The organism is Mycobacterium sp. Soil_C_30 (assembly GCF_057656995.1).
This window is the reverse complement of sequence record NZ_JBDGJH010000005.1, coordinates 215,160-226,636: the sequence shown is the minus strand read 5'-3', so window position 1 is coordinate 226,636 and position 11,477 is coordinate 215,160. Positions and strand designations below refer to the sequence as shown.

At 67.0% G+C, this 11,477-nt stretch carries 13 protein-coding genes; 10 read left to right on the top strand and 3 right to left on the bottom strand.

Going from position 1 to position 11,477, the window contains the following annotated elements; all coding sequences use genetic code 11:
- Positions 1–18: 18 nt before the first annotated feature.
- The 4 genes from AC3A6P_RS11850 to AC3A6P_RS11835 all read left to right on the top strand — a co-directional run bounded on the left by AC3A6P_RS11850 (position 19) and on the right by AC3A6P_RS11835 (position 2,832).
- Complete coding sequence (locus tag AC3A6P_RS11850) at positions 19–279, top strand: helix-turn-helix domain-containing protein (RefSeq protein WP_487691681.1); 261 nt, start codon at positions 19–21, stop codon at positions 277–279.
- A 133-nt stretch (positions 280–412) separates the two neighbouring features.
- Entirely contained in the window at positions 413–514 is a 102-nt protein-coding gene (locus AC3A6P_RS11845; RefSeq protein WP_003402602.1) for a 30S ribosomal protein bS22, read from the top strand.
- A gap of 122 nt (positions 515–636) precedes the next feature.
- Positions 637–1,728: an SDR family oxidoreductase gene (locus tag AC3A6P_RS11840; protein WP_487691680.1), complete on the top strand. Its 1,092-nt coding sequence runs from the start codon at positions 637–639 to the stop codon at positions 1,726–1,728.
- Between the two features lie 27 nt (positions 1,729–1,755).
- On the top strand, positions 1,756–2,832 hold the full coding sequence (locus tag AC3A6P_RS11835) for a lysophospholipid acyltransferase family protein (RefSeq protein WP_487691679.1): 1,077 nt from the start codon (positions 1,756–1,758) through the stop codon (positions 2,830–2,832).
- A gap of 227 nt (positions 2,833–3,059) precedes the next feature.
- Here the strand turns inward: AC3A6P_RS11835 and AC3A6P_RS11830 are convergent, their stop codons facing one another.
- From AC3A6P_RS11830 to AC3A6P_RS11820, 3 genes are all read right to left on the bottom strand, one after another.
- The gene (locus AC3A6P_RS11830) at positions 3,060–3,965 is read right to left on the bottom strand and encodes a cyclopropane mycolic acid synthase family methyltransferase (protein ID WP_487691677.1); all 906 of its coding nucleotides are present in this window, start codon (positions 3,963–3,965) and stop codon (positions 3,060–3,062) included.
- Positions 3,966–3,976: 11 nt separating this feature from the next.
- On the bottom strand, positions 3,977–4,477 hold the full coding sequence (locus AC3A6P_RS11825) for an FAS1-like dehydratase domain-containing protein (protein ID WP_487691676.1): 501 nt from the start codon (positions 4,475–4,477) through the stop codon (positions 3,977–3,979).
- 67 nt (positions 4,478–4,544) lie between these two features.
- On the bottom strand, positions 4,545–5,438 hold the full coding sequence (locus tag AC3A6P_RS11820; RefSeq protein WP_487691675.1) for an HAD family hydrolase: 894 nt from the start codon (positions 5,436–5,438) through the stop codon (positions 4,545–4,547).
- Between the two features lie 85 nt (positions 5,439–5,523).
- Here AC3A6P_RS11820 and AC3A6P_RS11815 point away from each other — a divergent pair, with 85 nt between their 5' ends.
- The 6 genes from AC3A6P_RS11815 to AC3A6P_RS11790 all read left to right on the top strand — a co-directional run bounded on the left by AC3A6P_RS11815 (position 5,524) and on the right by AC3A6P_RS11790 (position 11,406).
- The gene (locus AC3A6P_RS11815) at positions 5,524–5,790 is read left to right on the top strand and encodes a glutaredoxin family protein (protein ID WP_487691674.1); all 267 of its coding nucleotides are present in this window, start codon (positions 5,524–5,526) and stop codon (positions 5,788–5,790) included.
- Between the two features lie 139 nt (positions 5,791–5,929).
- Complete coding sequence (locus tag AC3A6P_RS11810; RefSeq protein ID WP_487691673.1) at positions 5,930–7,297, top strand: glutamyl-tRNA reductase; 1,368 nt, start codon at positions 5,930–5,932, stop codon at positions 7,295–7,297.
- A gap of 20 nt (positions 7,298–7,317) precedes the next feature.
- Positions 7,318–8,244, top strand: coding sequence for a hydroxymethylbilane synthase (gene hemC, locus AC3A6P_RS11805; RefSeq protein ID WP_487691672.1), 927 nt, complete (start codon positions 7,318–7,320; stop codon positions 8,242–8,244).
- A gap of 15 nt (positions 8,245–8,259) precedes the next feature.
- On the top strand, positions 8,260–9,969 hold the full coding sequence (locus AC3A6P_RS11800; RefSeq protein WP_487691671.1) for a bifunctional uroporphyrinogen-III C-methyltransferase/uroporphyrinogen-III synthase: 1,710 nt from the start codon (positions 8,260–8,262) through the stop codon (positions 9,967–9,969).
- Positions 9,970–9,985: 16 nt separating this feature from the next.
- Entirely contained in the window at positions 9,986–10,957 is a 972-nt protein-coding gene (gene hemB / locus AC3A6P_RS11795) for a porphobilinogen synthase (protein WP_487691670.1), read from the top strand.
- Positions 10,954–11,406, top strand: a complete 453-nt coding sequence (locus AC3A6P_RS11790; protein ID WP_487691669.1) for a hypothetical protein — start codon at positions 10,954–10,956, stop codon at positions 11,404–11,406. The genes hemB and AC3A6P_RS11790 overlap by 4 nt, the downstream gene beginning before the upstream one ends.
- Positions 11,407–11,477 lie beyond the last annotated feature (71 nt).

The window sequence follows — 11,477 nt, the reverse complement described above, 5'->3', positions numbered from 1 at the left end:
CTGATTGATTGGGTTGCGATGACGTCTATGAACGGGCCATCGGCACGGGATTCTGCGAGCGGCAAGCGTGACGGTGGAGCCGGTGACGGCCAACCGGCTGCCAGAACGCAGTTCCTCACTGTCGCCGAAGTCGCCGGGCTCATGCGGGTCAGCAAGATGACGGTGTATCGACTCGTGCACAACGGCGAACTGCCGGCCGTGCGAGTGGGGCGCTCGTTCCGCGTGCACGCCAAAGCGGTCCACGACCTGCTGGAGACCTCGTACTTCGACGCGGGCTGATCAGGGGGCGGGCACAGGGCGCCCAGGCGGCCCCGGAGCCCGTTTTCCGTAAGCGGCCACTCTTTCGGTAAGGTGGCCAGGTTCAGTCGTGTCAGTGAGCGCGCCGAAAGCGCGCAGGTAGGCAGCGGAGTTCATGGGTTCAGTTATCAAGAAGCGGCGCAAGCGGATGTCGAAGAAGAAGCACCGCAAGCTGCTGCGTCGCACCCGGGTGCAGCGCAGAAAACTCGGTAAGTAAACGCATCGGAGATGCGGGCCTGCCTGGGGGTGGGCCCGCATCGTCCTGTGCAACCCTGGTGGGTTGCCTGCCAGTCTCCGAGTAGTGATGCCGTCGGCGTGACCGGCCGGTAACCTGGCTGGATGGAATCGGGCGGCGGCGACCGCGACACCGCAGATCCCAGAAACCCCTTGCACCCACCGAAGGTTGTGCTCGTCACTGGTGCGTGCCGGTTCCTGGGCGGATATCTGACTGCCCGGTTGGCGGCCAACCCCTCGATCGACAGGGTCATCGCCGTGGATGCGGTGACTCCGAGCAAGGACATGCTCCGGCGCATGGGCCGGGCTGAATTCGTCCGCGCCGATATCCGGAACCCGTTCATCGCCAAGGTGATTCGCAACGGCGACGTCGACACCGTGGTGCACGCCGCCGCCGCTTCCTACGCGCCGCGATCCGGCGGGCGAGCGACGCTGAAAGAACTCAACGTCATGGGCGCCATGCAGTTGTTCGCCGCTTGCCAGAAAGCGCCGTCGGTGCGGCGGGTGGTGCTCAAGTCCACGTCGGAGGTGTACGGCTCCAGTCCGTACGACCCGGTGATGTTCACCGAGGACAGCAGCAGCCGACGTCCGCCCCGGGACGGTTTCGCCCGCGACAGCATCGACATCGAGGGTTACGCCCGCGGCCTGTACCGGCGGCGCCCCGACATCGCGGTGACGTTGTTGCGGCTGGCGAACATGATCGGGCCGGCCATGGACACCGCCCTGTCGCGCTACCTGGCGGGCCCCGTGGTGCCCACCGTCGTGGGCCGGGACGCCCGTCTGCAATTGCTACACGAACAGGATGCCCTGGGGGCACTGGAGCGCGCGACGATGGCCGGGAAGCCGGGCACATTCAACGTCGGCGCCACCGGGATCATCATGATGTCGCAGGCGATCCGGCGCTCCGGGCGTCTCGCTCTGCCGCTTCCGTCGGTGGGCGTGCGTGCCATGGATTCGCTGTTACGCGCTACCAACGCTACGGAATTCAATCGCGATCACCTGGCGTACATGAGCTACGGCCGCGTCATGGACACCACGCGAATGCGCACAGAGCTTGGGTACGAACCGAAGTGGACCACGGTCGAGGCCTTCGATGACTACGTGCGAGGTCGAGGTTTGACTCCGATTATCGACCCGCGGTGGGTACGCTCAGTGGAGAGTCGCGCAGTGGCGGCAGCGCAGCGCTGGGGAAGCTGAGTATGGATTCAATCGGGTGGGGAAAGGGTGGCCATCGTGTCGGGTGAGCCCAAAGCGAAAGTCATTCCGCTGCATGGCAATTCGAGTCGAGCGGCGGCAGCGCGGCGGGCGGGTCTGCGCGCTGAGGCGGCTCGCAGACATCCGTCGCTGCTGTCCGATCCCGCCGACCGCGCGTCGGCCGAGCAGATGGCCGCGGTGGTCCGCGAGATCGATGCCCACCGCAACTTCGCCGGCGCCACCTCCGCCGAGAACGACGTCCCCAATGAGCTCGCGCAGCGGATCGCGGCGGTTGCCGAATTCGCACGCAAGCGTTTCACCGGGGACTACGTGGTGGACGAGTTCGGCTTCGATCCGCACCTCAACGAGGCGGTGTTCCTCCCTTTGCTGAGAGGGCTGTTCCAGTCGTGGTTCCGGGTCGAGGTCAGCGGTATCGAGAACTTGCCGGAGACGGGTGCGGGCCTGGTGGTGGCTAACCACGCCGGGGTGCTGCCGTTCGACGGGTTGATGACGTCGGTGGCGGTGAAAGACCACCACCCCACCCGCCGCGACCTGCGGCTGCTGGCCGCCGACATGGTGTTCGACATGCCGGTGCTGGGACATGCTGCCCGCAAGGCCGGTCACACCATGGCCTGCACGGCCGACGCGCACCGCCTGTTGGCCGGCGGCGAGCTCACCGCGGTGTTCCCGGAGGGCTACAAAGGGCTGGGCAAGCCGTTCAAGGACCGTTACAAACTGCAGCGGTTCGGCCGCGGCGGGTTCGTCTCCGCGGCGTTGCATACCAAGGCTCCGATCATCCCGTGCTCCATCGTCGGTTCCGAAGAGATCTACCCCATGCTCGCCGATGTGAAGCTGCTGGCGCGGCTGCTCGGATTGCCGTATTTCCCTGTGACACCGCTGTTTCCGTGGGCGGGCCCGGTCGGGCTCATTCCGCTGCCGTCGAAGTGGCACATTGCATTCGGTACGCCCATCGAGACGGCCGACTACGACGATGCGGCCGCCGATGACCCGATGGTCACCTTCGAGTTGACCGATCAGGTGCGCGAAACCATCCAGCAGACGCTGTATCAGCTGCTGGCGGGCCGCCGGAACATGTTCTTCGGCTGAGGTCGAGTCGCAGACGAGGTACGAGTCTGCGGTGAAGAGCCTCAGCCCAGAGAGGTCGGCTGAGGTCGAGTCGCAGACGAGGTACGAGTCTGCGGTGAAGAGCCTCAGCCCAGAAAGGTCGGCTGAGGTCGAGTCGCAGACGCGCGCCTCGGTTTCACACTGCGCTCACGCCCGAGTTTGCGTCGAAAGCCGGGCGTCAGCGCAGTGTCAACCAGAAAGCCGGGCTGTCAGCGTCCCTTGGTCAGCGTGAACTGGCAGATATCGGTGTAGCCCTCGCGGAACAGCTCGGCACAGCCGGTGAGGTACTTCATGTACCGCTCGTAGACCTCTTCGTTCTGGATCGCGATGGCCTCGTCTTTGCGCGCTTCCAGCGCCTCGGCCCACAAATCCAGCGTCCGCGCGTAGTGCAGTCGCAGCGGCTGCACCCGCGCCACGGTGAAGCCCGCCTCGGTGGCGCGCTGCTCGACCTTGGTCACCTGCGGCAGATCACCGCCGGGGAAGATCTCGTCCATGATGAACTTGAAGAACTTCAGCTTGCGCATGGTCAGCGGCAGGCCGCGCTCGGCGAACTCTTCATCGCTGGGCTTGACGATGGTGTGCAGCATCATCACGCCGTCGTCGGGCAGCAGATCGTAGGCCTTGGCGAAGAAGGCTTCGTAGCGGTCGCGGCCGAAGTGCTCGAACGCGCCGATCGACACGATGCGGTCGACGGGCTCGTTGAACTCCTCCCAGCCCTGCAGGCGTGCCTCGGCGCTGCGACCGGACTTCTTCACGATCTCCGAGTCGGACAGCAGCCGCTGCACATGCGCGTGCTGGTTCTCGCTGAGTGTCAGGCCGATGACGTTGACGTCGTAGGTCTCCACCGCGCGGTGGATGGTGGCACCCCAGCCGCAGCCGATGTCGAGCAGCGTCTGGCCCGGCTTGAGATCGCACTTGCCCAGCGACAGGTCGATCTTGGCGATCTGCGCCTGCTCCAGGGTGTAATCGTCCTTCTCGAAATACGCGCAGCTGTAGGTCTGGGTGCGATCCAGGAACAGCCGGAAGAAGTTGTCAGACAGGTCGTAGTGCGTCTGCACGTCCTCGAAGTGAGGCGTCAGTGCGCCGTCATGTGAGTGCTCGCTGGCCTTGGGCATAGGCGCCGACACTATGCTCCGGTGATCCGCGACGCAATTGCCGCGACCTGTGCATCGGTATCGGCGTCGCTGACGGCCTCTCCGAGCATGGTGACGACGGTGGTCAGCACCGGCTTGCCCTCGGCGTCGGTCACCTCAGAGCGCAGCTCGGCAATCACCGCGCCGTGGGATTCGGTCACGTCATCGAGGTACGAGTCGAAGTACAGCTTGTCACCGGCAACGATCGGGCGGTGGAACTCGAGCTTCTGGTTCCGGTGCAGCACCCGCGCCAGATTGATGCCCACGTCGAACTTCTTGAACATCTCCATCTGCACCCGCCGGCCGGCGACCGCGATGAAGGTGAGTGAGGCCACCACGGCGTCGTAGCCGAGTTCCTGGGCGGATTGTTCGTCGTAGTGTGCGGGATGGTCGTCTTTGACGGCACTGGCGAATTCGCGGATCTTTTCCCGGCCCACCACGAAACAGTCGTGATACCGGTAATGCGTGCCGATGATCTCTTCAGCTATGGCCATGGCTTGGTGACGCGTCCTTTGCACTGGTCTTCAGCGGCGCAGCTTATCAACGCCGGGTGGGGTGGGGTCATCGTCGGCGGGATGCGATGGCCGCCAGGGCCCCGCCGGCAGCGCCCAGCGCCAGGGCCGACGGCACCCCGATGCGGGCCGCCTTGCGGGCGGTGCGGAAGTCGCGGATCTCCCAGCCGCGCTCTCGGGCGAGGTCGCGAAGGTCGGCATCGGGATTGATCGCCACCGCGGTACCGCACAACGTCAGCATGGGCACGTCGTTGTAACTGTCCGAGTAGGCGGTGCACCTCCGCAGGTTCAAGCCTTCCCGGATGGCCAGCGCCCGCACGGCGTGCGCCTTGCCGGTGCCGTGCAGGATCTCGCCGACCAGTCGGCCGGTGAACACCCCGTTCTCGGACTCCGCAACGGTGCCCAGCGCGCCGGTCAGGCCCAGTTTGCGCGCGATCGTCGCCGCCAGCTCGTAAGGAGTGGCCGTCACCAGCCACACCTGCTGTCCGGCGTCCAGATGCATCTGCGCCAGTGCACGGGTTCCCGGCCAGATCTTGTCGGCGATGATCTCGTCGAAGATCTCCTCACCGACGGCCACCAGCTCGGAGGTCGGCCGGCCCTCGATGAATGCGAGCGCCTTGCGTCGTCCCTCGGCCACGTCGTCGCTGTTCTCCCGGCCGGTCAGCTGGAACTTGGCCTGCGCGTAAACGAATCCGAGTACGTCGCTGTAGGTGAAGTACTTGCGCGCGGCGAGGCCGCGGGCGAAGTGCACCAAGGATGATCCGTGCACCAGGGTGTTGTCGACGTCGAAGAACGCGGCCGCGGTCAGGTCGGCCGGCGGTGGGGGAGGCGGTGCCGCGGAGTCGAGTTCGGCGGCTTCGGCCTCGGAAAGGCCTTGTGCTGCCCGTTCAGCGCTGGCCTCGCCCGCGACCCCCTGTGCACCGTCGACGTGGCGCCCGAGCATCGCGGACCCCCTTCCTGCGCCTACCTGCCGCAGGGTTCACCCTACTAAGACGGGTGAGCTGGGCTGGGATGGGAGACTGACTCAGGTGAGTCGCGCACAGGTGCAATTGCTGACACGGGACGGCTGCAGTATCTGCGTGCGGGTCCGGGAACGGCTGGCCGCGTTGGCTGCCGAGCTGGATTTCGAGTTGACGACGGTCGACGTCGACGCACTCGCCGCCGCGGGGGACACCAGCTTGCGTGCCGAGTTCGGGGACCGGCTGCCGGTGGTGATGCTCGACGGGTCCGAACACAGTTATTGGGATGTCGACGAACCCCAGTTGCGCGCAGACCTGGCAGCTCGGGGTACGTGAGAAAGAAAACAGCCATCAATTTGGTGGCCTGCAACGCGGACGGTTACCGTGGGTGTCAGTTTCTGCCGAAGTTGGCAAGCTTTTTCACCGTTGGCGGCAAGGGAGCGTGCTGGGTGATCGCTCGATTGGTGGCGTGTCTGTGAGCGTCCTGCTGTTCGGAGTGTCGCACCGCAGTGCACCGGTCTCCGTTCTGGAGCAATTGTCGACCGACGAAGCCGATCAGGCCAAGATCATCGATCAGGTGTTGCAGTCACCGTTGGTGACCGAGGCGATGGTGCTCTCGACCTGCAACCGGGTCGAGGTCTACGCCGTGGTCGAGGCGTTCCACGGCGGCTTGTCGGTGATCGGGCAGGTGCTCTCGGAGCACTCCGGTATGTCGATGGGTGATCTCACCAAGTACGCCTACGTGCGTTACGCCGAGGCTGCCGTCGAGCACCTGTTCTCGGTGGCCTCCGGGCTGGATTCCGCCGTCATCGGCGAGCAGCAGGTGCTCGGCCAGGTGCGGCGCGCCTACGCCTCCGCCGAGGCCAACCACACCGTCGGCCGCACGCTGCACGAGTTGTCGCAGCGGGCACTGTCGGTCGGCAAGCGGGTGCACAGCGAGACCGGCATCGACGCCGCCGGTGCCTCGGTGGTGTCGGTCGCGCTCGGTATGGCCGAGACCCGTCTGGACAGCCTCGTCGGCCGCACCGCGGCCGTGATCGGCGCCGGTTCCATGGGTGCGCTGTCCGCCGCACATCTGGTGCGTGCCGGCATCGGCCGGGTCCGCGTACTCAACAGGTCGATGCAGCGCGCCGAGCGTCTCGCCGAGAACCTCCGGGAGCAGGGGGTGGACGCCCACGCTCACGGCCTGGACGAGGTGGCCGTCGCCCTGGTCGACGTCGATGTGGTGATCACCAGCACCGGCGCGGTGCGCCCGGTGGTGTCGCTGGCCGACGTCCACCACGCCCTGGCCCACCGCGCTGACGGCGACAACCGGCAACTGGTCATCTGCGATCTCGGTATGCCCCGCGATGTGGACGCCGCCGTGGTCGGACTGCCCGGGGTCTGGGTGGTCGACATGGACCGGATCCAGCGGGAGCCGTCGGCACGTGCGGCAGCGTCCGACGCCGACGCCGCTCGTCAGATCGTGGCCACCGAGGTTGCCACCTACCTGGCCGGCCAGCGCATGTCCGAGGTCACGCCCACCGTCACCGCGCTGCGGCAGCGGGCCGCCGACGTGGTGGAAGCGGAGTTGCTGCGCCTGGACAACCGGCTGCCCGGGCTGGACACCGTTCACCGTGACGAGGTGGCCAACACGGTGCGCCGAGTGGTCGACAAGCTGTTGCACGCGCCGACCGTCCGGGTGAAGCAGCTGGCCAGCGCGCCCGGCGGCGACAGCTACGCCGAAGCGCTTCGTGAACTGTTCGAACTCGACCCGACCGCCGTTGACGCAGTTGCCACTGCGGGTGAATTGCCTTTGGTGCCAACCGATTACGAAGGTCCACAACCCGAGGCAGCCGGATAATTACAAGGCTTCCGACACCCGTGATTCGCATCGGTACCCGTGGCAGCCTGCTCGCGACGACGCAGGCGGGCACCATCAGAGACGCTCTCATCGCCGCCGGGCACGCGGCCGAACTCGTCATCATCTCCACCGATGGCGACCGTTCGTCGGCCCCTATCGCCGAGATCGGGGTGGGTGTTTTCACAGCTGCCCTCCGCGAAGCCATCGCCTCGGGAGAGGTGGACATGGCCGTGCACTCCTATAAGGATTTGCCGACGGCGCAGGACCCCCGGTTCGTCATCGCGGCCATTCCGCCGCGTGCGGACGCCCGCGACGCGTTGGTGGCCCGCGACGGGCTGGTGCTGGGGGAGTTGCCGGCCGGTTCGGTGATCGGCACCTCGAGCCTGCGGCGGGCCGCGCAGCTTAGAGCACTGGGTCTCGGTTTGGAAATCCGCCCCCTAAGAGGCAACCTAGATACCAGGTTGAACAGGGTAAGCAGCGGAGATCTCGACGCCATCGTGGTAGCCCGAGCGGGGTTGGCCCGTATCGGACGCCTCGACGCGGTCACCGAGACGTTGGAGCCGGTACAGATGTTGCCGGCACCGGCTCAGGGGGCACTGGCCGTTGAGTGCCGTGCCGGCGACACCGATCTGGAAAAAGCGTTGGCCGTTTTGGATGACGCGGACACCCGGATTGCGGTCACCGCAGAGCGAACCTTGCTCGCCAAGCTGGAGGCGGGCTGCTCCGCACCGGTAGGCGCGATTGCCGAGGTGGTCGAGTCGATCGATGAGGACGGGCACGTTTTCGACGAACTGTCGCTGCGCGGCTGCGTGGCGGCGGTGGACGGATCCGACGTGATTCGTGCGTCCGGCATCGGGACTCCCGCAGGCGCCGACGAGCTAGGGCTCGCGGTGGCTACGGAGTTGTTCGAGCTGGGAGCGCGTGAACTCATTTCGGACACGCGATGAGAGCAGGAGTCACACATGACCTCCCTATCTAGTGGTCGAGGCCGTAAGCCGAAGCCGGGACGCATCCTGTTCGTCGGTTCGGGACCGGGGGATCCGGGCCTACTGACGACGCGGGCGCGCACCGTCTTGGTGAACGCCGCACTGGTGTTCACCGATCCCGACGTACCCGAACCAGTATTGGCACTGGCCGGTTCCGAGCTGCCACCGGCCTCCGGTCCGGCGCCGGCGCCGGAGAAGGACACCAAGGCCACCAAGGGCGGCGACGACACCGGGCCGCAGGCCGGGGCCGATGGCGTCGTCGCCGAGGAGATCGCCCCGCCGGTGGTGAACCTGGGCCCGGACATCCGTCCGGCGCTCGGTGATCCCGCCGAGGTGGCCAAGACCCTGGCGCACGAGGCCCGGGTGACCGGCGTCGACGTGGTGCGCCTGGTGGCCGGTGACCCGTTGTCGCTGGACTCGGTGCTCGCCGAGGTCAACGCCGTCGCCAAGACCAACCTGTCCTTCGAGATCGTGCCTGGCCTGCCCGCCGCGACCGCGGTGCCCACCTACGCCGGCCTGCCCCTGGGTTCGGCGCACACCGTGGCCGACGTGCGCGGTGACGTCGACTGGGCCGCGCTGGCCGCCGCACCGGGCCCCCTGATCCTGCACGCCACACCGCAGCATCTCGCCGATTCGGCGCGCACGCTGATCGAACACGGACTGGTCGAGAGCACCCCCTGTGTGGTCACCGCCCAGGGCACTACCTGTGCACAGCGCAGTGTGGAGGCCACCCTGCATGAGCTGACCGATCGCGCCGCCATCGGCGCCAGCGAGCCCGCGGGCCCGCTGACCGGACCGCTGGTGGTCACCATCGGCAAGACCGTCTCGCACCGCGCCAAGCTGAACTGGTGGGAGAGCCGGGCTCTCTACGGCTGGACCGTGCTGGTGCCGCGCACCAAGGATCAGGCCGGCGAGATGAGTGACCGTCTGGTCAGCCATGGCGCGCTGCCCATTGAGGTGCCCACCATCGCCGTCGAGCCGCCGCGCAGCCCCGCCCAGATGGAACGCGCCGTCAAGGGTCTGGTCGACGGCCGCTACCAGTGGGTGGTGTTCACCTCCACCAACGCGGTGCGCGCCGTGTGGGAGAAGTTCGGTGAGTTCGGGCTCGACGCCCGTGCGTTCTCCGGTGTGAAGATCGCCTGCGTGGGTGAGGCGACCGCCGACCGGGTGCGTGCCTTCGGTATCAGCCCCGAGCTGGTGCCGTCGGGTGAGCAGTCCTCGCTGGGCCTGCTCGACGAGTTCCCGCCGTACGACGACGTTTTCGACCCGGTGAACCGGGTGTTGCTGCCGCGTGCCGACATCGCCACCGAGACGCTGGCCGAGGGGCTGCGTGACCGCGGTTGGGAGATCGAGGACGTGACGGCCTACCGCACGGTGCGTGCGGCTCCGCCGCCGGCGCAGACCCGCGAGATGATCAAGACCGGTGGGTTCGACGCGGTGTGCTTCACCTCCAGCTCGACGGTGCGCAATCTCGTCGGCATCGCCGGAAAGCCGCACGCGCGCACCATCGTTGCGTGCATCGGCCCGAAAACCGCCGAGACGGCAGCCGAATTCGGTCTGCGGGTGGACGTGCAGCCGGAGACGGCCGCCGTCGGTCCGCTGGTCGAGGCGCTCGCCGAGCACGCCGCCCGGCTGCGTGCCGAGGGTGCGTTGCCTCCGCCGCGTAAGAAGAGCCGTCGTCGGTGACGGTAAGCCGCTAGGTATGCGTCAACGTCCACGCAGGTTGCGGTCGACGCCGGCCATGCGCCGGTTGGTGGCCGAAACCTCCTTGGAGCCAAGGCATCTGGTGCTGCCGATGTTCGTGGCCGACGGTATCGACGAACCGCGACAGATCTCGTCCATGCCGGGTGTCGTGCAGCACACCCGAGACTCTTTGCGCCGGGCGGCTGCCGATGCGGTGGCCGCCGGGGTGGGCGGGCTGATGCTCTTCGGTGTGCCCCGCGACGAGGACAAGGACGCGCGCGGGTCCATCGGCATCGAGGCCGACGGCATCCTCAACGTGGCGTTGCGTGACCTGGTCAAAGATCTCGGTGAGGACACCGTGATCATGGCCGACACCTGCCTGGACGAGTTCACCGACCACGGTCACTGCGGTGTGCTCGACGACCGCGGCCGGGTGGACAATGACGCCACCAATCAGCAGTACATCAAACTGGCTGTGGCGCAAGCACAATCGGGCGCACACGTGGTGGCGCCGAGCGGCATGATGGACGGTCAGGTGGCCGAGATCCGCGACGGACTGGACGCTGCCGGGCACACCGATGTGGCGATCCTGGCGTACGCGGCCAAGTTCGCCTCGGCGTTCTACGGGCCGTTCCGCGAGGCGGTCGGTTCCAGCCTCCAAGGTGATCGCCGTACCTACCAACAGGACAGCGGTAACGCGCGGGAAGCGTTGCGGGAGATCGAACTCGACCTCGCCGAGGGTGCCGACATGGTGATGGTCAAGCCGGCGATGTCGTATCTGGACGTGGTGCGCGCGTGTGCCGACATCTCGCCGGTGCCGGTGGCCGCCTATCAGATCTCCGGTGAGTACGCGATGATCAGCGCCGCCGCGGCCAACGGGTGGATCGATCTGCAGGCCTCGGCACTGGAGTCGCTCGTCGGTATCCGGCGCGCGGGCGCAGACATCGTGCTGACCTACTGGGCCGCCGACGTGGCAGGTTGGTTGGCGTGAGCTTTCCCGCACCGCAGTATCACCAGCCGCCCTCGCCTGAGCCCAAGCCCAAGCCCAAGCCGGAGCGTCCCGCAGACGTCGACACCGGTTTCTGGCTCTGGGTGATCGCCGTGCCGCTGATGACCATCAACTACATCGCCGACGTGTTGTCCGCCGAAGGCCGGGTGCCGCTGGCCATCGGGATCTCGCTGCTGTTCCTCGTCGTGGCGGACTCGCTGGTGGTGACGTTCCTGATCCTCATGCGGTCCGGCTATCGGTGGACGCGGACGGTGTTGACCGCCGGTGGCATGGCCGCGATCGTCTCGATGGGCTTCGGCCTGTTCGCCACCGGACGGCCCGCGGTGGCCGCGGTGATCTTCGCCGTCAGCGGCATCGTCGGTGCGGTGCTGATCGGCGGCGGGATCGTGCTGCTGCACCGCAAGGAAGCCAACGCCTTCTTCACTCGCTGAGTCTCCGCCCGCTGTCGGCGTCGGCGTCGCCTTCCACGACATATATGTGGTTTACGGCGCGACACGCCGGT

Bases quoted from the DNA above. Each gene is read 5' to 3' on its own strand.
- AC3A6P_RS11850 (WP_487691681.1), top strand. From the start codon at position 19: ATGACGTCTATGAACGGGCCATCGGCACGGGATTCTGCGAGCGGCAAG.
- AC3A6P_RS11845 (WP_003402602.1), top strand. From the start codon at position 413: ATGGGTTCAGTTATCAAGAAGCGGCGCAAGCGGATGTCGAAGAAGAAG.
- AC3A6P_RS11840 (WP_487691680.1), top strand. From the start codon at position 637: ATGGAATCGGGCGGCGGCGACCGCGACACCGCAGATCCCAGAAACCCC.
- AC3A6P_RS11830 (WP_487691677.1), bottom strand. From the start codon at position 3,965: ATGCCCAAGGCCAGCGAGCACTCACATGACGGCGCACTGACGCCTCAC.
- AC3A6P_RS11825 (WP_487691676.1), bottom strand. From the start codon at position 4,477: ATGGCCATAGCTGAAGAGATCATCGGCACGCATTACCGGTATCACGAC.
- AC3A6P_RS11820 (WP_487691675.1), bottom strand. From the start codon at position 5,438: ATGCTCGGGCGCCACGTCGACGGTGCACAGGGGGTCGCGGGCGAGGCC.
- AC3A6P_RS11800 (WP_487691671.1), top strand. From the start codon at position 8,260: ATGACCTCCCTATCTAGTGGTCGAGGCCGTAAGCCGAAGCCGGGACGC.
- hemB (WP_487691670.1), top strand. From the start codon at position 9,986: ATGCGTCAACGTCCACGCAGGTTGCGGTCGACGCCGGCCATGCGCCGG.